Raw genomic sequence first — 26,336 nt, 5'->3', positions numbered from 1 at the left:
AACTCTACACTCTAAACTCTAAACTCACTTAGAATGTCCCCACCAGCAGCTTTTGTAAGACGGTTCATAACTGCTTTACCGACTCCTACTTCTGGAAAGGTTTCGCTATAGATAACATCAAGTTCATACTCGTCAAATTTTCTTAATACTTCGTAAAGATGCTGTGCTACACTTTGTAAATTTCCTGCCGTACCACAAGGCAAAATGACATCCGCCTCGTAGTTCACTTTATTTTCATTGGTGGTTAAAACACCGACCTTTTTCCCTGAGTCTTTCGCCAAAAAAACTTGCTTCTGTAAAAAAGCAGTGCTTCCTTCAACCAAAACTAACTTTGCATTTGGAGCATAATGTTTGTATTTCAGTCCAGGTGATTTCGGAGCTTGTCCATCCTCTTCAAGTGCAGGATCTACTGTTACCAAACCAATGACTTCTTCCAGCTGTTCTCTTGTTACTCCACCAGGTCGTAAAATCATTGGAACTTCAGTTGTACAATCGACGACTGTCGATTCAAGCCCAACTCCCGTCGCTCCACCGTCGACAATTCCAGCAATCTTTCCATTTAGATCTGTCTCTACATGTTGAGCCGTGGTTGGACTAGGCTTTCCTGAAACATTTGCACTTGGCGCCGCAATCGGCAAATTCGCTTCACTAATAATGGCTAAAGCAATCGGATGATCGGGCATTCGAATTGCCACTGTGGATAAACCAGCTGTTACATTATCAGCAATTCCCACACCTTTATTTAACACTATTGTCAACGGACCCGGCCAAAACTTGTTGATAAGTTTTTTAGCCGTTTCTGGAATGTCCGTAACGAGCATTTCTAATTGTTCCATAGTTGAGATGTGGATAATTAGTGGATTATCACTTGGCCTACCTTTGGCTTTAAAAATCTTACCAACAGCTTCGCTAGAATACGCATTAGCACCCAACCCGTACACAGTTTCTGTAGGAAATGCTACCACCTCGTTTGCTTTTATCCACTCTGCCGCTTCTTTAATTTGTGGATAACTTAAGTGGATATCTTCAACAAGCCACTTTTTCGTTTCCATATTACTCATTATAAAAAACTCCTTATATATTGATATAACAACTTTGACTATATTTTTATATTGTCATAAAAAATAGTTATCCACTAACTGTGGATAACCTGTTGATAATTTTACACAAGTAAAAATAATAAGTATGATACTAAATTTACTTTATTTTAATATGGTTTGTCCACACCATTTTTGAACTACTAAATATCATCTGTGGATAACGCCATGACTTTTGTCACACCTTCGACATATTGAGAAAAATGCTCTGATGCCTTTAAATGTTCTGGAATTTCGTTTTCCTCTACTATTTTAAAGCCAATGTATTCAAAAAACGGCAGTGATGTGTTTGTCAGTAAGAAAAGTTTTTCATAGCCCTTTTGTTTACCATACGCTACTGCTAACTCAATGAAATTCAAGCCTACTTTCGCATTCCAGGTCTCTGATGCTAAAACTAATGAACGTAACAATCCATCTCTTCCAACCGGTTCAATTCCTACAGTACCTATGATTTTTTTTTCAGGGTCTTCGACAACAAGAAAATTATCAATATTTTGCTCAATACCTCGTTCAGATAAACTAGCTTTTGCTAATAAGTGCTGGATCGGTAACAAATCTTTTTCTGTAGCTATCCTTATTACGATTCCCATTTCTTCTCCTCCTAAAAAACGGCTTGTACTACCATCTTATGTCGGAGGATGAGCAATTATCACTTTTAAATTAAACTATTTATATTATCATAGCCACTTAGGCAAAAAAGCTTTTAATCGTTTGAAAGATTTCTACTACGAAGAAGCGAACCTCTACTTCTTCTTGCTCCTGTTCTTCCCCTGCATCTGCTACAGCATCACCGTTAGCAAAGTCGATAAAGCACAATGGTGGAAAGAGTACACACCACCAATTCTCACCCTTACCAGTGCCAATCGTGATTAAAACTGATTCATAAATACCTGCTGGATAAACAACATTACCATATAGCTTTGTCGGAAACTGAACATCATTGAATTCTACTGTAAAACTATCCTTACTACCAATTGTATTAAGCTCGATTTGAACAATCTCTTCAATTTTATCAAGCTGAGCTTCAATCACATCTCGAGCATTTTCAATTGTATCTAGTTCAATGACCCAATTAGTAATTTCCGCATTTACCTTGTCGCGAATTTCTCGCTTTAACCACTGATCTTGAGGAGAGTCACTATTAGCCAAAATCCGTAACCGAATAGCCTCATCAGGAATTGTCACCAAATTTGCCGCAGTGACAGACATACTTCTTTGAGCCTCCCAGCTCATTATCAAAACTAGTAAACTAGTAATTATATAAAGAATTGCTTTTTGATTTAATCTCATTTCAAATCCCCCCAACCTATTTGTACTAACATTGTGGACAAGATTGAGAGATTATAAACCTAGTAATTTAAAAAAGTTTTGAGTTTTGAGTTTTTGCACTTTGCTTCGAAGCGCACCTTACTAACAACTCTTAACTCAAAACTCTCAACTAAGCGTAGCGTAAACCATCCGATCCTTCCCGTTTATGTCCAGTACGATTTCGGTCTTGGCATGGGGGAATTGGCCTATAATTAGAGCTGCCACATGCTCGCTTTGACCGACACCAACCTCGAAAGCAATGATGCCTTTTTCTTTAAGAACGGCTGGAATTTGCGCGATTAATTTCTCGTATAACTCGTACCCAGTGACACCACCTACTAACGCGAGCGTCGGCTCGTAATCACGGACATTTGTCGCCAGTTGCTGAAAATCCGCTTCTGAAATGTATGGTGGATTCGACACAACCACATCTACTTTGGCATCTTCCATAATAAGTGGTTGCAATAAATCCCCTTCTAAAAAGCGAACATCGGCAGCAAGGTTCGCTGCATTTATTTTTGCTACTTCAATAGCGGCAGTTGAAATATCAACAGTAGTAACCTGCAAGTTTCGATTTTCTTTCGCTAACGTAATTGCGATCGCTCCACTACCAGTGCCAATATCAACGACTGAAAGTGGCAATTCGTTTGGAAATAGTCGCCCAATACGATCTAAAAGCCCATAGACTAACTCCTCAGTTTCAGGGCGTGGAATTAATACATTCTCATTCACCACAAATTGTCTTCCGTAGAAATCTTCAACACCTGTGAGATGCTGTACAGGTATTCCCTTAGCTACCTTTTCTAAAGCCTCTTTAAAGGCAGTCTCAACCTCAGGTGACAGCTCGTCCTGAAGCATCGCAAACAACTTCGCACGATCAATTTTTAACAAATGTTTTAACAAAATTTCAGCTATTGGTGTCTCAAAGCCATGTTCAGTTAAAAAAGAAGAAGCCCAGCGGAGGGCTTCGTAAATTTTCATCGGTTGCTTAACCATTACTCGTCCGCCTGTTGCATTAAGCTTGCTTGCTCTTCCACAACTAACGCATCGATAATTTCATCGAGTTTACCTTGTAAGATTTGATCTAACTTTTGTAGCGTTAAACCAATTCGATGGTCGGTAACACGGCTTTGCGGGAAGTTATAGGTACGAATACGTTCCGAACGATCTCCAGTACCAACAGCTGACTTTCTTACTTCATCATATTCTGCTTGTTGCTCTTGTTGCATTTTATCATAGATACGCGCTCTTAATACTTTCATCGCTTTATCTTTATTTTTGTGTTGAGACTTTTCATCCTGACAAGTAACAACTGTATTTGTTGGAATATGCACGACACGAACAGCAGATGCAGTTGTATTAACACTCTGCCCACCAGCTCCACTTGAACAGAACGTATCTACGCGTATATCCTTCTCATGAATTTCAATTTCGACATCTTCAGTTTCTGGTAAAACCGCTACTGTAGCTGTAGATGTGTGGATACGTCCACCTGATTCAGTTGTTGGGACACGCTGAACACGATGAGCTCCATTTTCATACTTAAGCTTAGAATAAGCTCCAGTTCCGTTGATCATAAAGATAATCTCTTTATAACCACCGATTTCGGTATAGTTAGCTTCGATAACCTCTGTTTTCCAGCCTCTAGCTTCTGCAAAACGAGTATACATTTTATAAAGATCGCCTGCGAATAACGCAGCTTCGTCTCCCCCAGCGGCACCACGAATCTCAACGATAACGTTTTTATCGTCGTTAGGGTCTTTGGGCAGCAATAAGATTTTTAATCGTTGCTCAAGCTCTTCCTTCTGATCTTCTAACTCACTGATCTCCATTTTAACCATTTCATACATTTCATCATCAAGTTTTTCTTCAAACATTGATTTTGCATCTTTATATTGGTTAACGACATCCTTATATTCTTTATATGCTTGTACTGTATCTGATAAATTCGATTGTTCTTTCGAAAATTCACGAAGTTTTGTTGAGTCACTTAAAACGTCTGGATCACTTAAAAGCTCATTTAATCTTTCATAGCGATCTTCTAACGACTGTAATCGTTCAAACATGCTTATTCACCTCTTTTTATGGCATAACATTATAATTATAGTATACGCGCTGTCTATAGTCAAAGGTTCTATGTATAGAAACAAAAATTAAGTAACAAATGAAACAAGAGAAAGTGAACCCGTTGAAGAGTTCACTTTAAGGATTAATCCGTAAATGGATATCATAGCGTTGCATTGCTTGAGTTAAAAGCTCCTGTAAATCACTCTGTAGTTGCTCTCGCTCTTTTTGTCCTACATTTTGTAAAGTTGCATTTACCCAGATGTCCTTCCCAATAATAAACACTGAATCGGGTTGAACGCCCTCTTGTAGCAAGATTGTTCGGACCTTATCTTTATCATCGCCAAAATCTTGACGATGACGATCCAATGTACGGAAACTAGGAGTTTGATTAATCATCCCATCATAGCGATACTCATCAACGTCGTCTCTAATTACACCATAGTTAATTGGACCCGGACCTAATAATCCGTAAGCAACTCGGTTGCCCTCAATTGTATTTTCTTGCCCTGTTTCAGGGGAATTTGTTAGCGAACATGCACTCATCATGAATATAGCAGTTATCAGTAGTAATGCTCTTTTCATGAAAAACACCTCCTACCGATAGCTTACCCAGTTTTATTAAAATAATTTTAGGTGCCATATTGAATTTATTTACCGATTTTCTTGCAAAAAATTCGTTTGTTTGGGTATTATTTAGGTGTTTTGGCAGTTATTCGAACATTTCCCGGTGTTATTCGAACATTTCCCAGCTTTATTCGTTCATTTCCCGACTTTATTCATGCATTTGGGCCATTTATTCCACTAAAAAGTAAAAAAACCAACCTCATGAGAGATTGGTTTGTTCTTGTTTTATAGATAATACTTCTGGTTGGCCAGGTACTTCGTGGCAGTGTCTGCATCTTGGTTCATACGACTCAGAAGCACCCACTAAAATAATTGGGTCATGATAATTAGCTGGTTGGCCATTAATTAAACGTTGTGTTCTACTTGCAGGAGAGCCGCAAGATAGACAAATAGCTTGGAGTTTTGTTACTGTTTCAGCTAGTGACATTAATACCGGTACGGGGCCAAAAGGCTCACCACGAAAATCTTGGTCTAACCCAGCCACAATAACACGGATGCCTTGGTCAGCAAGCGCTTGAACAACAGCAATAACCGCTTCATCAAAGAATTGAACTTCATCAATAGCGACTACCTGAGTATCAAAATCAACAAGTTCTAAAATTTCGATCGAAGTCTTTACAGGTCTAGCCATTACTTTGGTTCCGTTATGGGAAACCACTTCTTCACTACTGTAGCGATTATCGAGCGCTGGTTTAAAAACTTGAACTTTTTGTTTCCCGTAGCTCGCTCTACGGACACGGCGAATTAACTCCTCGGATTTTCCAGAAAACATACTTCCGCAAACAACCTCTAACCAGCCTTCTTTTCTTGTTAAATGCATATTTGTCTCTCCCATCAATGATGTTCAAGTATTCTCTCCCGCAAAAGAAGATCGACTTTTTTATATTATTTTCGTTAGGTCATTAATCTATATTACAGTCTTTTATTGGACTCTTTTTTCAATGTTCATTTTAGCATAGTATGTAAGAATTCAATGAATACTTTTGTTACCAATAATGAACTCTTACTAAATGAAAGTAACTAATTTGTGTGAAAAAAAAACAGGCAAGTAGAGTTGCGCTTGCCTGTCTTCTTTATTTTTTGATTACTTAAGGTTGTATTTTTTCTTAAAGCGATCCACGCGTCCACCAGCGTCAGCAAACTTCTGACGACCTGTGTAGAATGGATGAGAGTCAGAACTAATTTCCACGTTGATTAGTGGATAAGTTTTGCCCTCAAACTCAACAGTATCACTAGAATACTTAGTTGAGCCACTTAAGAACATAAAACCTGTACTTGTATCCTTAAATACAACTTTTTGATATTTAGGATGGATTTCCGGTTTCATACTTTTCATCTCCTTTTTGCCCTGAATCTCTTCGAAACAGAGTTAACTAGGTGTGTTAATATTCAACACCTTTTTCGCACATGACGAAATTATATCAACTTAGGATTGGTTTTGCAACTGTAATTTTATGGGCATAGATGATCCAATATTATGAACGAACCTTACGACCAGCTTTGTCCGCTTCAATTGATGCAAAAAACTCTTCGTTAGACTTCGTCGATTTGATTTTACGGATGAAATGATCAACATATTCTGATGAATCTTTCATTGTTTTGCGGATTGCCCATAGATTTTCAAGCTGATCTTTTGGTAAAAGTAGCTCTTCACGTCTTGTACCAGAACGTAAAATATCAATTGCAGGGAAAATCCGTCTTTCAGCGAGCTTGCGATCAAGATGAAGTTCCATATTCCCAGTTCCCTTAAATTCTTCGTAAATAACTTCATCCATACGTGAGCCAGTATCAACTAATGCCGTTGCTAAAATCGTTAAGCTACCGCCTTCTTCAATGTTTCTCGCTGCCCCAAAGAAACGTTTAGGACGATGGAAAGCTGCAGGGTCAATACCACCAGAAAGCGTTCTTCCGCTTGGAGGAACGACTAAGTTGTAAGCACGTGCTAGACGTGTAATTGAATCCATCAAGATAATTACGTCTTTTTTGTGCTCAACCAGACGCATCGCACGCTCGAGGACAAGTTCAGCAACCTTAATATGATTTTCAGGAACTTCATCGAACGTTGAACTGACAACTTCAGCATTTACCGAACGCTCAATATCTGTTACTTCCTCGGGACGCTCATCGATTAAGAGGACAATTAGTTCAGCATCAGGATGATTTACTGAAATACTATTGGCAACTTCCTTTAATAAAAGGGTTTTACCCGCTTTGGGAGGAGCGACAATTAATCCACGTTGGCCAAATCCAACTGGAGAGATAAAATCAATAATTCTTGATGAGACCTTTTCCGGTGCAGCTTCTAGCTTAATTTTCTTCTCTGGATATAAAGGCGTTAATGCCGGAAAATGAGGTCGGTTTCTCGCTGTATCTGGATCGTCACCATTTACCGCTTCTACTTGAAGTAATCCATAAAAACGCTCATTTTCTTTTGGCTTTCTAACCTTACCAGAGACCTTATCACCATTTCTTAGCTCAAATCGACGAATTTGCGATGCGGAAATGTAAATATCTTCCGAGCTTGGTAAGTAATTAATCGGCCTTAAAAAGCCAAATCCTTCTGCAGAAACGATATCTAATGTTCCTTCCATGAACATTAACCCATCCTCTTCTGCTTGCCCTTTTAAAATGGCAAAAATCAACTCTTTTTTTGTTAGCTTGCTATACGAAGTTACTTTATATTGTTTAGCTAGTTCGTATAACTCACGCAACTTCTTTGTTTCTAATTCAGCTAAATTTACTCCCATATGACACCACTTCTTTTAATAGATTTTTGTTACAAAATAAAAGCACTAAAAAATACCTCTTAAACATAAAAGAGACTAATTTGAAAATGTAATTTTTTGATCTGGAATTGTATTTTGAAAGGAATATATGCTAACAGAAGTGAAAAATTGAGGTTCAAATGTCCTAATTTGTAAGAAGAATATACTAGACCTATGAAACACTAATAAGTGTTCCTATTTAAATTTTATCATGAAAAGCATCGATTTACTATTAACTTAACAGGTAATAATAATTTTATCCATAATTATTGATCTTATTCAAGCACAAAAATACTTTTTGTAACTCTATTATATTCTTTGAATTGTCGTTTGTAAAGAACGTTTGTTCGTTTAATTACAAGAAAATGATAGAGTTTAGAGCCAAAAAGACTCTAAACTCTAGTATCATTATTTAATGACCAAGTCCGGTTTTTTCTTCAAACTATGTTTTCCATCAATAAAACGAACCGTACCTGACTTTGCACGCATAACCACCGATTGCGTGTAACCAACGTCACCTTGGTAACGAACACCTTTTAATAATTCGCCATCTGTTACTCCTGTTGCTGCAAAAATACAGTCATCCCCTTTAACAAGGTCGTCCATGAGTAACACTCGATTAACATCATCGATCCCCATTTTTTTACAACGCTCTATTTCCTCTTCATTTTGTGGCAATAGTCTACCTTGAAGTTCTCCTCCAAGACACTTGAGGGCAACAGCAGCTAAAACTCCTTCAGGCGCTCCGCCTGAACCTAGTAAAATATCAACCCCTGTATCTTCAAAAGCAGTATTAATAGCCGCAGCAACATCGCCATCCTGCATTAGCTTAATACGAGCACCCGTATCACGAATCTCTTGGATTAGTTTTTCATGGCGTTCACGTTTTAAAATAGCAACTACTAAATCATCAATGTTTTTCCTTTTTGCTTCGGCAACAGCTTGAAGATTTTGGAGAACAGTAAAATCAAGGCTAACCTTACCAACAGATTCAGGGCCTACAGCGATTTTGTCCATGTACATATCTGGCGCATGCAGTAAATTCCCCTGATCAGCAACAGCTAAAACAGCTAGTGCGTTCCACTCTCCATTTGCAACAATGTTTGTTCCTTCTAGAGGGTCAACCGCAACATCCAAACGTGTTCCATAGCCATTCCCTAGCTTTTCACCTATGTATAGCATTGGTGCTTCATCCATCTCACCCTCACCAATAACAACCGAACCTCTCATTGGGATTGTGTCAAAAACATCTCGCATTGCTTGCGTAGCCGCATCGTCAGCAGAATCTTTATCGCCTCTCCCCATCCAGCGTGCAGATGCTAAAGCTGCCGCCTCTACAACACGTACCAATTCCATCGTTAAACTTCTTTCCATTATCTCTCCCCCAAATTCAGTGTTGAGTTTTGAGTGTTGAGTTTTGAGTTATTGCAAGTTTTGCTTCGAAGCCTTTCCCGCAAAACTCATAACTCTTCACTCAAAACTACTAAGCGTTTTCCACTTCTTTCATCTCTTCAGCAGTCATTTTTTCTCGCCAGATTTTCGCTCCAAGACCGATTAGCTTTTCTTCCAAGTGCTCGTAGCCACGGTCAATATGCTCAATCCCGGATATTTCTGTAATTCCTTCGGCCATTAGTCCGGCTACTACTAGAGCCGCACCAGCACGAAGGTCACTCGCTCTTACTTTTGACCCTTGTAGCTGAGGAGCGTCACCATTTATAATGGCAGATCTACCTTCTACCTTTACGTTGGCTCCCATTCGTCTAAGTTCATCTATATGCTTAAATCTCGCATTGTATATCGTATCGGTTACAATACTTGTACCACTAGCTTTTGTAAGAAGCGATGTAAATGGTTGTTGTAAGTCCGTTGGAAAACCTGGATAAACCAGTGTTTTAATATCGACACCTTTTAAGTTCCCTGTTTGGTAAACATAAATTTGATCATCATTCGTCTCAATATGAACGCCCATCTCTCGAAGCTTGGCAATTAATGACTCTAAATGGTCAGGAATGACATTGTCAATTAATACTTGTTTCCCCATTGCCGCAGCTAAAATCATATAAGTTCCAGCTTCAATACGGTCAGGAATGATCGAGTGGCGACAGCCATGGAGTGAATCAACACCATCGATCCGAATGACATTCGTTCCAGCACCTTTAATTTGTGCACCCATACTTGTTAATAAAGTTGCAACATCAATAATCTCCGGCTCTTTGGCTGCATTTTCAATCACCGTTCTACCTTTTGCCCTTACTGCTGCTAGCATAATATTTATTGTCGCTCCAACACTAACAACGTCTAAATAGATTTTTGCACCGCGTAACTCGTCAGCTCGCAAATAGATTGCGCCCTGTTCATTCGTTACTTTTGCACCAAGAGCCTCGAAGCCCTTAATATGTTGATCAATCGGTCTAGGACCTAAATTACAGCCCCCAGGTAAACCGATAACCGCTTTTTTAAATTTACCTAACATTGCCCCCATTAGATAATAAGAAGCACGGAGCTTTTTCACACTACCATTCGGTAATGGCATAGCGAACATGTTTTCCGGATAAACAGTTAACGAGTCACCTTCTAAAGCTGTTTTCCCTCCAATTTCTTCAAGAAGTTCACTAAGTAATTGTACATCAGAGATTTGTGGTAAATTATCAATCGTTACCTCTGAATCAGCTAAAATGGCAGCTGGAATCAGCGCAACTGCGCTATTTTTTGCTCCACTAATATTTACTCTTCCCTCTAGAGGATAACCGCCCTCAATTAATAACTTTTCCATAACAGCTTCCCTTCTTTTTTATACTGTCAGAATGTGGTTTGCTTTGAAAATGAACCTTATTAAAAGGCTAATTTTGTCTTTCTTGATGTTTTACCATTATAACCACATTGAATAAAAACAGTCTAAAAAATTACAAATTGTTCTAAAATTCGAGTTTAGAGTTTTGAATTTTGAGTTTTGAATTTTGAGTTTTCTGTTCTTGTCGCATCGAAGCTTTTCTAGAACTAACTCATAACTCAAAACTCAACACTCAAAACTTCAGAAGCACCTCAAAAAGGTATAAGGTGCTTCTTCAATTTTATTATACCATTATTTCTGTTTATTCCAATCTTCTAGAAATTTCTCGATCCCTTGGTCAGTTAATGGATGTTTCACTAGTTGGTTGATTACTTTAAAAGGAATTGTAGCAATATGAGCACCTTTCATAGCTGCTTCATGGACGTGCATTGGATGGCGAATCGAGGCAGCAATAATTTCAGTTTCGATGCCATGAATAAAAAACATCTCCGCGATTTGCGCAACTAAATCTAAGCCATTTTGGCCAATATCATCAAGACGCCCTAAAAATGGCGAGACATAGGTAGCACCCGCTCTTGCAGCTAGTAATGCCTGTACCGCAGAAAACACAAGAGTTACGTTTGTTTTAATGCCTAAATCTGTGAAAGCTCGGACAGCTTTTAAACCTTCTGTTGTCATCGGAACTTTAACTGTAATATTTGGGGCAATGGCCGCTAACTCTTTGCCTTCTTTTAACATTCCTTCAAAGTCAAGGGCAATAACTTCGGCACTTACAGAGCCTGGCACTATTGCTGTTATTTCCTTTAATCGTGTATGGAAGTCTACCCCTTCTTCTTTAGCTACTAATGAAGGATTCGTAGTTACACCTGCTAAAACCCCTAAAGCATTTGCTTCTTTAATTTCGTCTAGATTTGCTGTATCAATAAAAAATTTCATTGTTGACCACCCCATAAATTTGATTGTTATGTACTGAGCGAATTTCATCTCGATTAAATCAACCACATTATTATTGTCCCCATGTGGATAAAATTTGATTATGAAATCAAATTACACTGTCGATATATATTCAATTTTCTTTCGGTAATTCCTTTTAAAATTTCTCGTCTTTTTTCGGCAAATTATGGTATTTTTCTTCAATAGCTATTTTGCATCGAAAGTTTGTTGTGCGATGAGGAACATCAGGAGTATGATTCACGAATAGAACATATTTATTAGAAAAGCGCTAGCGCCCTAGGAAAAAGGAAGTTCACTTATTCTCTCGAAGGTTATTTGACCTGGAGGGGCTGGGCGCTGCTCCTGCGTCACTTCGTTTACTCGTCGCAAAACCTGCAATGAAGTAACTTCATTGATGTGTCTTGGAGCTAGACAGTTATTACGTTGAGATTTTATAATTTCTAATTCTAATTCTAATAAAAAAAAGTTGGTCTCCTCAAAAAAAGACCAACTTTTCTGCTATTAAGCTTTATTTGATGAACCAAATTCACGCATTTTGCCAATAACAGTTTGTTTGATTGTTTCACGTGCTGGTCCTAAGTATTTACGAGGATCGTAAACTTCAGAATCAGCTGCTAAAACTTCACGAACTGTTTTTGCAGATGCGATTTGGTTTTCAGTGTTTACGTTAATTTTTGCTGTTCCAAAAGAAATTGCTTTCGTAATATCAGCAGTTGGAATTCCAGTACCACCATGTAACACTAAAGGTACACCGGTTAGGTTTAAGATTTCTTCCATTTCTTTGAAACCTAAGTTTGGCTCACCTTTATATGGACCATGAACAGAACCTAATGCAGGTGCTAAACAGTCGATACCAGTGCGCTTAACTAACTCCTCACACTCTTTTGGATCTGCATAAATAACACCTTCAGCAATTACATCGTCCTCTTGTCCACCAACAGTCCCTAATTCTGCTTCTACAGATACACCGTGGAAGTGTGCAAGCTCAACCACTTTTGAAGTGATTTCAATGTTCTCTTCAAAAGAATGGTGTGAAGCATCGATCATTACAGAGGTAAATCCAGCATGAATTGCTTCAGCACATTTTTGGTAACTTGAACCATGGTCAAGGTGAATAGCTACAGGAACAGTTGTTTTGTACTCTTCCATTAGAGCTTCAACTATCTTTACGATTGTTTTGAAACCGCCCATATAGCGTGCAGCACCTTCTGATACACCTAAGATTACTGGTGAATTTTCTGCTTGAGCTGCTTGTAAGATTGCTTGTGTAAATTCAAGGTTGTTAAGGTTAAACTGTCCTACAGCATATCCTTCACTTTTTGCTTTTTCTAACATTTCTTTCATTGAAACTAAAGGCATTGGTGATTCCTCCTTTTAAATAGACTGTTTTCGCATAGTTGTTGTTTTAAAAGCAACAAAATTTACGGAAAAGAGCCTTTAACTAAAACATTTGTATTCGTACGATTTGTCTCAAACGAAAATTTTTAAAAAGTAGCTTTACTCTTAAATTTTAACCAAAAGTACATAGTAATTATGTATAAAAGGATTAACATTTCCTTGATATAGATTAGAAGCTACCTTGAATAAAATTTTCATTTCGTTGTACAGACATATTATAACATACCAACAAAAAAAATCACGAAAATATCTTGACAAATCGCAAAACACAATGTAAGCGTTTCCGTCCCAAGCCTTTTTTAGACACCTAGTTGTTTTTTAATGACAGCACGTACCTCGTCGATATCAAACGGTTTCGCGAAATGAGTAATTGCGCCTAGCTTCATCGCCTCGTTGATCATATCGAGTTCGCCATATGCCGTCATCATAATCACTTCAATACTTGAATTATATTGTTTTAACCTTCTTAAAATTTCTAGACCATCCATCCCAGGGATTTTCATATCTAGAATAACTAAATCCGGTAAATTTTCTTCTACAATACTCAATGCTTGAACACCACTTGCTGCTTGATACGTATCATAGCCATCTTTTTGAAAAATCTCATTTAGTAACACGCGAATCCCAAATTGATCATCGACAATTAATATTTTTTTCTTCATAAGTCACCGCCATCTCTATTTTTGCGTACTCCTACCTGACATAATAAATTCTTTTTCGTCAGCAAATTCTCCTTCTTTTTACAAAAAAAATTTAATCGCCTCTCTCAATGCCATTAAAATCACAATTCAGATTTTTATAGATATAAGTAGTTAATGCTGTGATCCTAGATCAGCTGAACGAAGCTATAGTTTCCCGGGCAACTTGTCCAACCAGCAAATAGAAGACCCCCTATTCCAATTGAAACAGGGGGTCTTGGTACTATGCTTTATTTAATGACGCTCTAATAAATTCTCTAAATAATGGTTGTGGACGATTTGGACGAGAAACAAACTCAGGATGGAATTGAGAAGCGATAAAGTATGGGTGATCCTCAATTTCAATGATTTCAACTAGACGGCCATCTGGGCTTGTCCCTGAAAACTTAAAGCCTGCTTTTTCCATTTGTTCACGGTACTCATTATTAAATTCATAACGGTGACGGTGACGTTCGTAAACTACTTGCTCTTGGTACGCTCCGTATGCAACTGTACCTTCAGTCAATTTACATGGATATAATCCTAGACGTAATGTCCCACCTAAATCTTCAATATCCTTTTGCTCTGGTAATAGGTCAATGACAGGATATTTTGTGCTAGGGTTAAGTTCTGAAGAATTAGCTCCTTCTAAGCCAAGAACATTTCTTGCATATTCAATCGATGCTAACTGCATACCTAAACAAATACCTAAGAAAGGAACTTTGTTTTCACGAGCATACTTAATGGCAGAAATTTTCCCTTCAATTCCACGATCACCAAAGCCACCAGGAACTAAAACTCCATCGACGTCTTTTAATAAATCACTTACATTTTCTTCTGTTACTTCTTCTGCATTAATCCATTTAATTTCAATATCAGCATCAAACGCATAACCTGCATGGCGAAGTGATTCTGCAACAGAAAGGTAGGCATCTTGTAACGCCACATATTTACCAACTAAACCAATGGTTGTCTTACCAGATAAATTTTTCACTTTATTAACAAGAGCTTTCCACTCTGTCATATCAGCTTCTTTGCACTCAAGGTTTAAATATTCGCAAACAAATTTATCTAAGTTTTGTCTTTGTAGATCAAGTGGAACCTCATATAATGTGTCAGCATCTCTTGCTTCAATGACTGCGTTTTTATCGATATCGCAAAATAGAGCAATCTTGTCTTTCATATCGTCTGGAACAGGACGCTCAGTACGAACAACAATAACGTTTGGTTGAATACCTAAGCTACGCAGTTCTTTTACACTGTGTTGTGTCGGTTTTGACTTCATTTCTCCTGCAGCTGCTAAATAAGGAATTAGTGTACAGTGAATATACATCACATTACGAACACCGACATCACTCTTAATTTGACGGATCGCTTCTAAAAATGGAAGTGATTCAATGTCACCAACTGTACCACCGATTTCCGTAATAACAACATCGGCATTTGTTTCTTTAGAAGCACGGAAAACTCTTTCTTTGATTTCATTTGTAATATGAGGAATAACTTGAACCGTTCCACCTAAATAGTCTCCACGGCGCTCTTTTTTCAACACTGTTGAGTAGATTTTTCCTGTTGTCACATTACTGTTTTTACTTAAGTTAATGTCAATAAAACGCTCATAATGCCCAAGGTCAAGATCCGTTTCTGCGCCATCATCAGTAACGAAGACTTCCCCATGTTGATAAGGACTCATTGTACCTGGGTCAACGTTGATATATGGGTCAAATTTTTGAATAAATACTTTCAAGCCTCGGTTTTTTAATAAACGTCCTAAAGATGCAGCTGTAATCCCTTTTCCAAGTGAAGATACAACCCCACCAGTTACAAAAATATACTTCGTCGCCATTTTATTCCCTCTCTTTTTGTGTAGTTTTGTATTTTGAGTTTTGAGTTGGCGCAAGCGAATCCTAATATGCTTAAAAATGATATGAGTGCTTTTAGATCACTTTTTAAACCTACATCAAATTTCGATCTCAAAAATTAGTTTCCACTGTTTATACTTTCCAATCTAATGAATTTCATAATCTTATTTCAGCATTGGTGAACTAAGGGGATTTTGAAATTCACATAAAAACAAAAAAACAAAAGCCACTGCCCCAATTTTTCGGGGGCGAACTTTTGTTTTTACTTAAGTAATTAAGAAAAAGCTTAGACTTCCTTTAAAGGTGAAATCCATTTTTTCTAAATAAAGTTCTATTCATTTTTTGCTCATAAGAAAAGCCCAAAAAGAATTTTATCCTAGACAAGCATCACTTGTCAAGATGTGATTTACGAGAACATTATAGAAGCTCGTCTTCTTCGTCTTCTAACTCTCCATCTAAATCTTCATCAGCATCATCAACAGCGTCTTCATCTTCCTCGTCTAAATCTAGGTCAAAATCTTCGTCTTCATTTTCTTCACTTACCAGTTCATCTAATTCATCTTCTAGATCTTCAAACTCATCATCTAAGTCTTCCTCAAGATCATCGAAGTCCTCATCTAAATCGATATCAAGATCATCATCATCGACTTTCTTCGCTTTCTTACGACGAACTGTCGGTGTAATTTCTTCATCAGCTTGCTCATAAGGGTACCAAGTACGTAAGCCCCAACGATTTTCGCCAAGACAAATGAATCGACCATCAACATTTAAGTCTGTGTATAGGTAAGAGATACGATCCATTACCTCACTTTCAGACATTCCTTTAATTTCAGCAACTCGCTTTACTAAGTCACCATATAAAAAAGGTTGCTTTTCACTCTTCATTAACTCATAAGAAATCTCCACCATGGACATTTCTTTGATTTCTTCTGGCGTGTACTCATTTAGCGTCAAAGTTGACCATCCTTTCAATGAACATTGATCATTAATTTATGTTGGAAAAGCTATTTTCGCATAAATTGTTGTTTTATAGAATTGTTGCCCAAAGATAGGTACATCTTTCTAACCATAGTGTATGTATTATCTATTAGTTTCATTAGCAACAACATTTACGAAAAGAGCCTTAAAAAAAACTGACTTGCCTGTCTTTCTTATCCTATCAACCAAAGTTTATAAATGATAGTGTAATAAAAAAATTATGTGTTTTCTTTGAATGATAGTAAGGAAAATCATACCTTTCATTATAAACATAAATGAAAACATTATGCTAGTCCAGTGTAAAAATTTTAGTTTTGAGTTTTGAATTTGAGTTTTGAGGTTGTTGAACGCTTTACTTCGAAGCGATAATATAAGAAAACTCATAACTCAACACTCATAACTCAAAACTTCTAAAGTAAGAAGAACCGAGCTTGATTATTCATCAAACTCGATTCTTGGAAAAATTAAGATTACATATTACGTCTGTACTGCCCACCCACTTGGTATAGCGCTTGGGTTATTTGTCCAAGGGAAGCCACTTTCACTGTTTCCATTAGTTCGGCAAACACGTTGCCGTTGGACATGGCTGTTTGTTGTAAGTTTTTCAAAGCAAGCTCGACACGACCTTTATTGCGATCTTGGAATGAACGAAGATTAGCAATTTGTTGCTCTTTCTCTTCTTTTGTTGCACGTGCAATTTCCATTTCAAATTCCTCTTCCGAAGGAGCATTTGGATTGAGATACGTGTTCACTCCGATGATTGGAAGTTCACCGCTATGCTTTTTCATTTCATAATACATAGACTCTTCTTGGATCTTTCCTCGTTGGTACTGAGTTTCCATGGCCCCTAGTACACCGCCACGGTCACTGATTTTTTCTAATTCTTGAAGTACTGCTTCCTCAACTAGGTCGGTGAGCTCATCGATAATAAATGAACCTTGTAGCGAGTTTTCATTTTTTGCTAGACCTAGCTCTTTGGTAATAATCATTTGGATCGCCATCGCACGACGTACTGATTCCTCCGTTGGTGTTGTCACTGCTTCATCATAAGCGTTTGTGTGTAAGGAGTTACAGTTATCGTAGATTGCCATTAGTGCTTGTAATGTTGTACGAATATCATTAAAATTTACTTCTTGCGCATGAAGCGAGCGACCTGAAGTCTGAATATGGTACTTTAGCTTCTGACTTCGATCATTCCCTTTATATTTATGTTTCATAACCGTTGACCAAATTCTTCTGGCAACCCGACCGATTACCGTGTATTCAGGGTCCAGTCCGTTTGAGAAGAAAAAGGACAGATTTGGTGCGAAGTCATCAATTTTCATTCCACGACTTAAATAGTATTCTACATACGTAAACCCATTTGCTAATGTAAAAGCTAACTGGCTAATAGGGTTCGCTCCAGCTTCAGCAATATGGTAGCCTGAAATCGAAACAGAATAGTAGTTACGAACTTTATAATCGATGAAGTACTGTTGGATATCGCCCATCATCCTAAGAGCAAATTCTGTTGAGAAAATACAAGTGTTTTGACCTTGATCTTCTTTTAAGATATCTGCTTGTACGGTACCACGAACATTTGCCAAGGTAAGAGCTTTAATCTTGCTACGCTCTTCTTCAGTTGCTTGACGCTGCTGTTCAGCTTCGAACTTTTCAATTTGTTGGTCAACAGCCGTGTTCATAAACATCGCAAGAATAATCGGTGCTGGTCCGTTGATCGTCATCGAAACAGACGTTGAAGGAGCACATAAGTCAAAGCCTGCATAAAGCTTTTTCATATCATCTAATGTACAAATGCTTACACCACTTTCGCCAACTTTCCCGTAAATATCAGGACGATAATCTGGGTCTTCACCGTATAACGTCACTGAATCGAAGGCTGTACTCAGTCGTTTTGCATCATCATCCTTCGATAGGTAGTGGAAGCGGCGATTTGTTCGCTCAGGTGTGCCTTCCCCAGCAAATTGGCGTTTTGGATCTTCACCTTGACGTTTGAATGGGAATACACCCGCTGTATATGGAAATTCTCCTGGCACATTCTCCTTCAAGCACCAACGAACAATTTCTCCCCAATCATCAAACTTAGGTAAAGCTACTTTCGGAATTTTTAAGCCCGCTAGACTTGTTGTCGTTAATTCAGTTCGAATTTCTTTGTCACGAATTTTTGTTACTAGCTCATCTTTTGAGTAGCTCTCTCTTAATGCCGGCCATCTTTCAATGAGTGTCTTTGTTTCAGGATGTAGCTTTTCTTCATAAAAGGTCTGAACCTTGGCTAATTCAGTGAGAACCTCCTCTGAAGTCCCAAGTGTATTCAGCGCTTCAACCGTACCCTTAATTTGGTATAGCTTTCTTGCGTAGGTTACTTGCTCTTCGGAAAATTCCTTATAGCTACGAATCGTCTTAACGATTTCAAATAAATATTGACCACGTTCAGGTGGGATGATTAAGTTGTTTTTCACAACATTTTTCGTTGTTTCAAGTGTCGTCTGCCAATCTAATTCGTACTTCTCATTAATTTTATTGATGAGAGCCACAAATAATGTGTTTGTGCCTGGATCATTAAATTGACTAGCAATCGTTCCATACACAGGCATCATATCTGGGTCCTCGTCAAAGCGAGTATGACTACGCTGATATTGTTTTTTTACATCACGTAATGCATCTTCAGAGCCTTTACGCTCAAATTTATTAATACAAATTAAATCTGCATAATCAATCATATCAATTTTTTCAAGCTGTGATGGGGCTCCAAATTCACTTGTCATCACATACATGGAAATATCAACAACTTCAACGATTGCTGCATCTCCTTGCCCAATTCCACTTGTTTCAACGATAACTAAGTCAAAACCAGCAGCCTTGACTACCTGGATGGCATCACGAATCCCTGCGGAAATTTCCATCTTTGAACCACGTGTGGCCAGTGAACGCATAAACACCCGTGGTGAATTAATCGAATTCATGCGAATGCGGTCACCAAGAAGTGCTCCGCCTGTTTTTTGCTTCGTCGGATCAATGGAGAGAATTGCCACTGTTTTATCAGTAAATTCATATAAAAAACGACGAACTAATTCATCGGTTAATGAACTTTTGCCAGCTCCACCAGTACCTGTAATCCCAACGACTGGAACAGTTTGTGCCATCGCTTGAATTTTTTCAAAAGCTGCTTCTGCAGTAGTGGAGACTTCTTGGTAATCTAGCTCTTGTTTCTCAGCTAAAGTAATTAACTTTGAAATGGCCTGAACGTTCTTGTCTCGTAACTGTTCAATCTCAACTGTTACCGTCTTAACCGTTGGGAAGTCGCATTCCTCCATCATCATGTTAATCATGCCTTGAAGACCATGCAATCGCCCATCCTCTGGTGAAAAAATTCGGGCAATCCCATACTCATGTAATTCTTTAATTTCAGCTGGAATAATAACACCGCCACCACCGCCATAAATGCGAATGTGCTCAGCACCTTGCTCCTTAAGAAGGTCATACATATATTTAAAATATTCCATGTGACCGCCTTGGTAAGAGGAAAGAGCAATCCCTTGAACATCTTCCTGGATCGCTGCATGAACAACCTCTTCAGCTGAACGATTGTGCCCTAGGTGAATGACCTCAGCGCCGCTCGCTTGCAGCATTCTTCTCATAATATTAATAGATGCATCATGGCCGTCAAACAAACTTGATGCCGTTACAAAGCGAACATGATTTTTCGGCCGATAAATTTCAACCTTCTCCACAAGATCATCTCCTAATTCAGTTTTGAGTGTTGAGTTTTGAGTGTTGAGTGGTTTTGCTTTGCTTCGTTGCTTAGCTTACAAGAACTCATAACTCAAAACTCATAACTCAAATCTATTTTTTAAGTAATCCATCTAACAGTAACTTTGTTTGTAATTCAATGTATTGATCGAGCGTATAGTTTTTTTGTACCTGCCACCGTCTAAATGTCCACATATGCGCTTGGACGAGGATGTTGTCTGCGGCTAGCTTCACCTCTTCATCAGCTAAAGCGAGGTGACCTTGTTTAACACATTCTTGAATGATTTGCTCGATCATTGCTGTCATGTCCATTTCTTTTTGCAGTACATAGCCCAACGCTTCTTTTGGTAGTGACTTTGACTCCTGGTACATGACTAAAACTTCATCTTGCAGGTCGTCAATGACCTTAAAGAGCGCAGCAATCGCTGATTTTAAACTTTCGATTCCCTCTACATCTTGAGTCAGCCGCTTCTTTAACTTTTCACTTACTTCGTCATAGATCGCGTCACAAACGAGATAGAGAATATCTTCTTTCGAACCAATGTACTCATAGAGAGTACCAATACTAAATCCAGACTCTTTTGCAATTTCTCTCGTAGTTGTTCTATGGAAACCTTTTTCTTTAAAAAGGGTAACTGCCGCCTTAATCATTTGTTCTCGCCTTTTTTTAATTAGCTGCTGGTCCTTTACCATTGAAGGTACTTTCTTCTTTTTCAACGACTTATGCACTCCCCTACTTAGTTATGAGTTTTGAGTGTTGAGTTTTGAGTTAATTGAAAGTTTGCTTCGAAGCTTTCTCTCAGACAACTCAAAACTCATAACGCCTACCTCAAAACTGATTTTAATCTGCCAATAGCATTTTGGATATAACGAGTCTTTGAATTTCGTTTGTTCCCTCGTAGATTTGAGTGATTTTCGCATCTCTCATATAGCGTTCAACTGGGTATTCTTTTGTATAGCCATAGCCACCGAATACTTGAACGGCTTCAATCGCCACTTCCATCGCAGTATCACCAGCAAATAGCTTTGACATTGCTGACTCTTTGCCGTACGGAAGTCCTACACTCTCACGCCAAGCAGCTTGGTACGTTAGTAATCTAGAAGCTTCAATCTTTGTAGCCATATCGGCAATCTTAAATGCCAAACCTTGTTGGGCACCAATCGGTTTACCAAACTGTTTTCTTTCTTTTGCGTAATTAACGGCTGCATCAAGTGCTCCTTGTGCGATACCAACAGCTTGTGCTGCAATTCCATTACGGCCGCCATCTAAAGTCATCATCGCAATTTTAAATCCTTCGCCTTCTTTTCCAAGGAGATTTTCTTTAGGTACACGACAGTTATCAAAAATGATTTCTAACGTAGATGACGAACGAATTCCTAATTTCTTTTCTTTTTTACCGAAAGAAAATCCAGGAGTTCCTTTTTCAACGATAAAGGCACTTACTCCTTTATGCTTTAATTCTGGTTGTGTTACTGCGAAAACGACGTAAATCTCGGCGTCGCCACCGTTTGTAATAAAGATTTTTGAACCATCTAAAATGTAGTCATCGCCATCTTTTTTAGCAGTTGTTTTCATTGCTGAAACGTCTGATCCTGCCCCAGGCTCTGTTAGACCGTACGCACCTAATTTCTTTCCTTCTGCCATCGGTCGTAAAAACTTTTGTTTTTGTTCTTCTGTACCAAATTTATAAACAGGCCAGCCTGCTAACGACGTATGAGCTGACAACGTTACCCCTACCGATGCGCAGACGCGTGAAAGTTCTTCAACGGCAATTGCATAGGATAAAAAGTCGCCACCAATTCCACCATATTCTTCTGGCCATGGAATACCTGTTAAGCCTAGTTCCCCCATCATGTCAAAAATACCACGGTCAAAGCGTTCTTCTTCATCGCGTTCTGCTGCTGATGGAGCAACTTCATTTTTCGCAAAATCTCGGACCATTTTTCTTATCATTTCTTGTTCTTCAGTTAATAAAAAGTTCATTGGCTAATCCCCCTAGTTTTCTATAAATCTCTTAACAAATGCTTACTTATCACGATTCTTTGTATCTCACTAGTACCTTCATAAATCTCGCAGATTTTTGCATCCCTGAAAAAGCGCTCAACTGGATAATCTTTCGTATAACCATACCCACCAAAAACTTGTATCGCCTCTGTGGCAACTTCCATCGCTGCCCTTGAAGCGAATAGCTTTGCCATTGATGCTTCCTGACCACATGGTAAGCCACGTTGACGAAGTGCAGCTGCACGATACACAAGTAATTTTGCCGCCTCAACCTTCGTCGCCATATCAGCTAATTTAAAACCAAGTCCTTGTTGTGCGCCAATTGGTTTGCCAAACTGCTTCCGTTCCTTGGCATAACCAATTGCACTTTCTAGTGCAGCTTCGGCAATTCCTAACGACTGCGCCGCGATCCCGATCCGACCGATATCAAGGTTTGCCATTAATATTTTGAAGCCTTGACCTTCTTCACCTAGAAGGTTGCTGACTGGAACTACCGCATCCTCAAAAATGAGTTCACACGTATTTGAGCCATGTAATCCCATCTTCTTCTCTTTTTTGCCAACTGAAAATCCTGGTGTATCCTTCTCAACAATAAAAGTAGAAATTCCTTTTACCCCTGCACTTGAATCTGTTTTAGCCGAGACAATATACGTATCAGCTTCACCTGCATTTGTAATAAATATCTTTGAACCATTTAGGATGTAATGATCACCATTTTTTACAGCTGTCGTTTTAATACTTGCTGCATCACTACCAGCCCCAGGCTCAGTTATCGCAAAGGCCCCTAAATATTCTCCTGTCGCAAGCTTCGGAACGTATTTTTGCTTTTGTTCCTCAGTTCCAAAATAAAGGATTGGGTTCGTACCAACAGATGTGTGTACCGACAAGATAACCCCGACTGTCGCACTCACCTTTGATAGCTCGTGAATGGCAATGATATACGAAGTAAAATCCATATCAGAGCCACCATATTCTTCAGAAATTGGGATCCCTAAAAGGCCAAGCTCTCCCATTTGCTTTATAATTTCACGAGGAAAGCGATCGTTTTCCTCCATATCTTCAACCATTGGTGCAATTTGCTCTTGGGCAAAATCACGAACCATCTTCCGCATCATTTCTTGTTCTTCAGTAAACCGCAACTCCATGTCAACATCCCCTTTTTAAGTGTAGAGTTTAAAGTGTAGAGTGTAGAGTTGGTGAGAGCATCGCAACGAAGCAAAGCTTTCACAACTCTAAACTTTACACTCTACACTCTCAACTGTAGTTATAAAATCCTCGACCTGATTTTCTACCGAGCCAGCCAGCTTTCACGTATTTTCTTAGTAATGGGCATGGGCGATATTTGTCATCACCAAAGCCTTCGTGTAAGGTTTCCATAATGTAAAGGCAAGTATCAAGACCAATAAAATCAGCAAGGGTTAATGGACCCATTGGATGGTTCATTCCTAACTTCATAACCTCATCAACCGCTTCTGGAGTAGCTACACCTTCGTAGACTGTATAAATGGCCTCATTGATCATCGGCATTAAAATACGATTTGCTACAAAGCCAGGGAAATCGTTGACTTCGACTGGAGTTTTGTTTAATTTATGGGACATGTTCTCGATCACTTCGTAAACTTCATCAGAAGTAGCTAAGCCTCGGATCACTTCGATTAATTTCATAACTGGAACTGGATTCATAAAGTGCATACCGATGACCTTTTCTGGACGCTTCGTAACGGCTGCAATTTCTGTTATTGGGAGCGATGATGTATTAGTTGCTAAGATGGCATGTGCTGGAGCGATTTCGTCTAGTTGTGCGAAGATTTTTGCTTTGATTTCCATATTTTCTACTGCCGCTTCAATAACCAAGTCAGCATCACTAGCGTCTTCTAGCTGAACTGAGGCTGTAATACGGTTAAGAATTGCATCACGTTCTTCTTCTGCTAATCTTCCTTTTTCAACTTGTCGGTTGAGGTTTTTACTAATAATTCCTAACCCACGATCGACAAATTCATCTTTAATATCATTTAAAAGCACTTCATAACCTGCTTGCGCGCAGACCTGAGCAATACCAGAACCCATTTGCCCTGCACCAATAACCATTACCTTATTCATTTCCATTATCGTTTCCCCCACTTTATTAATTGGTAGTTTTGAGTTTTGAGGGGTGAGTTTTGAGTTGGCTAGGGCTTTGCTTCGTAGCAACCCATGCAAACTAACTCAAAACTCTTCACCATCACTCAACACATTTACCTAAATTTCGTATTATTGATTTGTCTTTTTAGTTTGAGTTGCCTAGCACTTACTTTGGAGCATCGCTTTCAAACAAACTCATAACTCATAACTCATAACTCAACACTCATAACTGTTTTTTACACTTCTATAAGGATCGCATCTCCTTGCCCACCGCCGCTACAGATGGCCGCAATTCCGATACCGCCACCGCGACGCTTTAATTCGTAAGCTAAGGTAAGAACAATTCTTGCGCCACTGGCACCAATTGGGTGACCAAGAGCAACTGCCCCACCATTAACGTTTACTTTTTCAGGGTCAAGACCTGAAATTCGATTACTTGCAAGGGCAACTGCTGCAAATGCTTCGTTTACTTCAAATAAATCGATCTCTTCGATTGATTTTCCTGTTTTCGATAACAATTTATTAATGACCAAGCCTGGAGTCTTCGGAAAATTTTCTGGTTCAATTGCTAAGGATGTATGACCAATGATTGTTGCTAGGACGTCTTTTCCTTCTGCTTGTGCTTTTTCTTCAGACATCAGAACGACTGCACAGGCACCGTCATTTACTCCTGGGGCATTTCCAGCAGTAATTGAACCTGTAGAGTCAAAGACAGGGGCAAGTTTAGACAATCTTTCAATTGAGGTATCTGCTCTTGGTGATTCGTCTTGTGATACAACGATTGGATCACCCTTTCGAACTGGTACTTCGACGGCAACGATTTCATCGGAAAGTCTTCCTGCTTTTATCGCTTCGACTGCCTTTTGGTGACTGCGAAGAGCCCATTGATCCTGCTCTTCACGAGTAATTTCTAGTTCTTTTGCTACTCCGTTTCCATATGAACCCATGTGAACACCTTTGAATGAGCATGTAAGCCCGTCATGAACCATTAAATCATGAACCTTGCCATCGCCCATACGAAAACCGAAGCGAGCCTTTGACATAAAATAAGGGGCATGACTCATCGATTCCATCCCACCAGCGACAACGACTTCTGCGTCTTTTGCTCGAATCAGTTGGTCACCCAGAGTAATACTTCTCATTCCAGAGGCACAAACTTTATTAATCGTTTCTGTTGGGACACTATAAGGTAAGCCACCGAGACTCGCAGCTTGGCGTGACGGAATTTGACCTTGGCCTCCTTGTAGGACCATCCCTAAGATACACTCGTCAACTTCTGAAGCGTTTACATTTCCTCTTACCAAAGCTTCTTTAATGGCAATACCACCAAGTTCTACAGCCTTTAAGTTATTAAAACTTCCTCCAAATTTCCCGAATGGTGTTCTAGCTCCGCTTACGATTACTGTTCTTGTCATCTCAACTTCCTCCTTTAAAAATGAGTTACTTCGATTGAACGCTCGCTCAGGTGTTCGGCATAAAGAAAAGCGCAAACGCCTTGCTTAGCCCCGACAAAAGCTACTGACCTCGTTCACAACATGTGTTACTTCTAGAGTTACTTCATGCAGCTTTGCCTCGAGGACCCACTGGACCACAGAGGCAGCATTTAAGTGAACACGTGTTTTTGACCTCGAGGGGCTAGGCGCTAGAGCTCGACATTAACTACTAAAAACGGTTATACATGATTATCTTTCTAGAAAAAACAACTTTCCTCCTAAACTGTAGGGGAGCCTATTTTTCACAGATAAATTTAGGTTGGTGGTGTGCCTATTGGTCAGGCACACCACATTTTACTCACACAAAATTGTTTTCTTTCCTAATTTTACAATATTTTTAATTTTCTTTCTATTATTTTCTTTAAAAGTTTTTTATTTCTTATCTAGTCGAGTGAATTTCATAATTACCTTAACCGAGCTAACTGTAGTTGCGAAAATAATGAATG

General features: G+C 38.8%; 22 protein-coding genes. All 22 read right to left on the bottom strand.

Annotation, left to right across the window (positions count from 1 at the left end):
• Positions 1 to 11: 11 nt before the first annotated feature.
• Positions 12 to 1,052, bottom strand: a complete 1,041-nt coding sequence (locus H1D32_RS22190) for an L-threonylcarbamoyladenylate synthase (RefSeq protein ID WP_261180631.1) — start codon at positions 1,050 to 1,052, stop codon at positions 12 to 14.
• Between the two features lie 188 nt (positions 1,053 to 1,240).
• Entirely contained in the window at positions 1,241 to 1,687 is a 447-nt protein-coding gene (locus H1D32_RS22185; protein ID WP_261180377.1) for a GNAT family N-acetyltransferase, read from the bottom strand.
• A gap of 97 nt (positions 1,688 to 1,784) precedes the next feature.
• On the bottom strand, positions 1,785 to 2,387 hold the full coding sequence (spoIIR, locus tag H1D32_RS22180) for a stage II sporulation protein R (RefSeq protein ID WP_261180376.1): 603 nt from the start codon (positions 2,385 to 2,387) through the stop codon (positions 1,785 to 1,787).
• 144 nt (positions 2,388 to 2,531) lie between these two features.
• The gene (gene prmC, locus H1D32_RS22175) at positions 2,532 to 3,386 is read right to left on the bottom strand and encodes a peptide chain release factor N(5)-glutamine methyltransferase (RefSeq protein ID WP_261180630.1); all 855 of its coding nucleotides are present in this window, start codon (positions 3,384 to 3,386) and stop codon (positions 2,532 to 2,534) included.
• Between the two features lie 14 nt (positions 3,387 to 3,400).
• On the bottom strand, positions 3,401 to 4,471 hold the full coding sequence (gene prfA / locus H1D32_RS22170) for a peptide chain release factor 1 (protein ID WP_261180375.1): 1,071 nt from the start codon (positions 4,469 to 4,471) through the stop codon (positions 3,401 to 3,403).
• Positions 4,472 to 4,607: 136 nt separating this feature from the next.
• Complete coding sequence (locus tag H1D32_RS22165; protein WP_261180374.1) at positions 4,608 to 5,054, bottom strand: hypothetical protein; 447 nt, start codon at positions 5,052 to 5,054, stop codon at positions 4,608 to 4,610.
• Positions 5,055 to 5,295: 241 nt separating this feature from the next.
• A complete protein-coding gene (locus H1D32_RS22160) occupies positions 5,296 to 5,916 on the bottom strand; it encodes a thymidine kinase (RefSeq protein ID WP_261180373.1) in 621 nt (206 codons plus the stop codon).
• Between the two features lie 264 nt (positions 5,917 to 6,180).
• Positions 6,181 to 6,423 (bottom strand): type B 50S ribosomal protein L31, encoded by a 243-nt coding sequence (locus tag H1D32_RS22155; protein ID WP_261180372.1) that lies wholly within the window; start codon positions 6,421 to 6,423, stop codon positions 6,181 to 6,183.
• 148 nt (positions 6,424 to 6,571) lie between these two features.
• Positions 6,572 to 7,843, bottom strand: a complete 1,272-nt coding sequence (rho, locus tag H1D32_RS22150; RefSeq protein ID WP_261180371.1) for a transcription termination factor Rho — start codon at positions 7,841 to 7,843, stop codon at positions 6,572 to 6,574.
• Between the two features lie 426 nt (positions 7,844 to 8,269).
• Positions 8,270 to 9,235: a class II fructose-bisphosphatase gene (gene glpX, locus H1D32_RS22145; RefSeq protein ID WP_261180370.1), complete on the bottom strand. Its 966-nt coding sequence runs from the start codon at positions 9,233 to 9,235 to the stop codon at positions 8,270 to 8,272.
• 109 nt (positions 9,236 to 9,344) lie between these two features.
• Positions 9,345 to 10,634 carry a UDP-N-acetylglucosamine 1-carboxyvinyltransferase gene (locus tag H1D32_RS22140; protein ID WP_261180369.1) on the bottom strand — a complete coding sequence of 430 codons (1,290 nt, stop codon included), beginning with the start codon at positions 10,632 to 10,634 and terminating at the stop codon, positions 9,345 to 9,347.
• A 309-nt stretch (positions 10,635 to 10,943) separates the two neighbouring features.
• Positions 10,944 to 11,588 (bottom strand): fructose-6-phosphate aldolase, encoded by a 645-nt coding sequence (fsa, locus tag H1D32_RS22135; protein ID WP_261180368.1) that lies wholly within the window; start codon positions 11,586 to 11,588, stop codon positions 10,944 to 10,946.
• A 519-nt stretch (positions 11,589 to 12,107) separates the two neighbouring features.
• Positions 12,108 to 12,965, bottom strand: coding sequence for a class II fructose-bisphosphate aldolase (locus H1D32_RS22130; protein WP_261180367.1), 858 nt, complete (start codon positions 12,963 to 12,965; stop codon positions 12,108 to 12,110).
• A 338-nt stretch (positions 12,966 to 13,303) separates the two neighbouring features.
• Positions 13,304 to 13,666 (bottom strand): response regulator, encoded by a 363-nt coding sequence (locus H1D32_RS22125; protein ID WP_261180366.1) that lies wholly within the window; start codon positions 13,664 to 13,666, stop codon positions 13,304 to 13,306.
• A 259-nt stretch (positions 13,667 to 13,925) separates the two neighbouring features.
• Complete coding sequence (locus tag H1D32_RS22120) at positions 13,926 to 15,527, bottom strand: CTP synthase (protein WP_261180365.1); 1,602 nt, start codon at positions 15,525 to 15,527, stop codon at positions 13,926 to 13,928.
• A gap of 433 nt (positions 15,528 to 15,960) precedes the next feature.
• Positions 15,961 to 16,497, bottom strand: coding sequence for a DNA-directed RNA polymerase subunit delta (gene rpoE, locus H1D32_RS22115; RefSeq protein WP_261180364.1), 537 nt, complete (start codon positions 16,495 to 16,497; stop codon positions 15,961 to 15,963).
• A 494-nt stretch (positions 16,498 to 16,991) separates the two neighbouring features.
• Positions 16,992 to 20,252 (bottom strand): fused isobutyryl-CoA mutase/GTPase IcmF, encoded by a 3,261-nt coding sequence (icmF, locus tag H1D32_RS22110; RefSeq protein ID WP_261180363.1) that lies wholly within the window; start codon positions 20,250 to 20,252, stop codon positions 16,992 to 16,994.
• 112 nt (positions 20,253 to 20,364) lie between these two features.
• Complete coding sequence (locus H1D32_RS22105) at positions 20,365 to 20,988, bottom strand: TetR/AcrR family transcriptional regulator (protein ID WP_261180362.1); 624 nt, start codon at positions 20,986 to 20,988, stop codon at positions 20,365 to 20,367.
• Positions 20,989 to 21,112: 124 nt separating this feature from the next.
• Complete coding sequence (locus H1D32_RS22100; RefSeq protein WP_261180361.1) at positions 21,113 to 22,255, bottom strand: acyl-CoA dehydrogenase; 1,143 nt, start codon at positions 22,253 to 22,255, stop codon at positions 21,113 to 21,115.
• A 20-nt stretch (positions 22,256 to 22,275) separates the two neighbouring features.
• Positions 22,276 to 23,421 (bottom strand): acyl-CoA dehydrogenase, encoded by a 1,146-nt coding sequence (locus tag H1D32_RS22095; protein WP_261180360.1) that lies wholly within the window; start codon positions 23,419 to 23,421, stop codon positions 22,276 to 22,278.
• A 109-nt stretch (positions 23,422 to 23,530) separates the two neighbouring features.
• Entirely contained in the window at positions 23,531 to 24,382 is an 852-nt protein-coding gene (locus H1D32_RS22090) for a 3-hydroxybutyryl-CoA dehydrogenase (protein WP_261180359.1), read from the bottom strand.
• A 251-nt stretch (positions 24,383 to 24,633) separates the two neighbouring features.
• On the bottom strand, positions 24,634 to 25,812 hold the full coding sequence (locus H1D32_RS22085; protein ID WP_261180358.1) for an acetyl-CoA C-acetyltransferase: 1,179 nt from the start codon (positions 25,810 to 25,812) through the stop codon (positions 24,634 to 24,636).
• Positions 25,813 to 26,336 lie beyond the last annotated feature (524 nt).

The sequence above is a fragment of the Anaerobacillus sp. CMMVII genome, assembly GCF_025377685.1.
In the GTDB taxonomy this organism is placed as follows: Bacteria; Bacillota; Bacilli; order Bacillales; family Anaerobacillaceae; genus Anaerobacillus.
Note: the sequence above shows the minus strand (reverse complement) of the source record. Positions and strands in the feature narration are given on the sequence as shown.

Coding starts and splice junctions, on each gene's coding strand:
- H1D32_RS22095 (WP_261180360.1), bottom strand. CDS start 23,421: ATGGAGTTGCGGTTTACTGAAGAACAAGAAATGATGCGGAAGATGGTT.
- fsa (WP_261180368.1), bottom strand. CDS start 11,588: ATGAAATTTTTTATTGATACAGCAAATCTAGACGAAATTAAAGAAGCA.
- H1D32_RS22120 (WP_261180365.1), bottom strand. CDS start 15,527: ATGGCGACGAAGTATATTTTTGTAACTGGTGGGGTTGTATCTTCACTT.
- prmC (WP_261180630.1), bottom strand. CDS start 3,386: ATGAAAATTTACGAAGCCCTCCGCTGGGCTTCTTCTTTTTTAACTGAA.
- spoIIR (WP_261180376.1), bottom strand. CDS start 2,387: ATGAGATTAAATCAAAAAGCAATTCTTTATATAATTACTAGTTTACTA.
- glpX (WP_261180370.1), bottom strand. CDS start 9,235: ATGGAAAGAAGTTTAACGATGGAATTGGTACGTGTTGTAGAGGCGGCA.
- H1D32_RS22185 (WP_261180377.1), bottom strand. CDS start 1,687: ATGGGAATCGTAATAAGGATAGCTACAGAAAAAGATTTGTTACCGATC.
- H1D32_RS22165 (WP_261180374.1), bottom strand. CDS start 5,054: ATGAAAAGAGCATTACTACTGATAACTGCTATATTCATGATGAGTGCA.
- H1D32_RS22140 (WP_261180369.1), bottom strand. CDS start 10,634: ATGGAAAAGTTATTAATTGAGGGCGGTTATCCTCTAGAGGGAAGAGTA.
- H1D32_RS22130 (WP_261180367.1), bottom strand. CDS start 12,965: ATGCCTTTAGTTTCAATGAAAGAAATGTTAGAAAAAGCAAAAAGTGAA.
- H1D32_RS22085 (WP_261180358.1), bottom strand. CDS start 25,812: ATGACAAGAACAGTAATCGTAAGCGGAGCTAGAACACCATTCGGGAAA.
- H1D32_RS22090 (WP_261180359.1), bottom strand. CDS start 24,382: ATGGAAATGAATAAGGTAATGGTTATTGGTGCAGGGCAAATGGGTTCT.
- H1D32_RS22100 (WP_261180361.1), bottom strand. CDS start 22,255: ATGAACTTTTTATTAACTGAAGAACAAGAAATGATAAGAAAAATGGTC.
- H1D32_RS22125 (WP_261180366.1), bottom strand. CDS start 13,666: ATGAAGAAAAAAATATTAATTGTCGATGATCAATTTGGGATTCGCGTG.
- H1D32_RS22190 (WP_261180631.1), bottom strand. CDS start 1,052: ATGGAAACGAAAAAGTGGCTTGTTGAAGATATCCACTTAAGTTATCCA.
- H1D32_RS22155 (WP_261180372.1), bottom strand. CDS start 6,423: ATGAAACCGGAAATCCATCCTAAATATCAAAAAGTTGTATTTAAGGAT.
- rho (WP_261180371.1), bottom strand. CDS start 7,843: ATGGGAGTAAATTTAGCTGAATTAGAAACAAAGAAGTTGCGTGAGTTA.
- H1D32_RS22160 (WP_261180373.1), bottom strand. CDS start 5,916: ATGCATTTAACAAGAAAAGAAGGCTGGTTAGAGGTTGTTTGCGGAAGT.
- prfA (WP_261180375.1), bottom strand. CDS start 4,471: ATGTTTGAACGATTACAGTCGTTAGAAGATCGCTATGAAAGATTAAAT.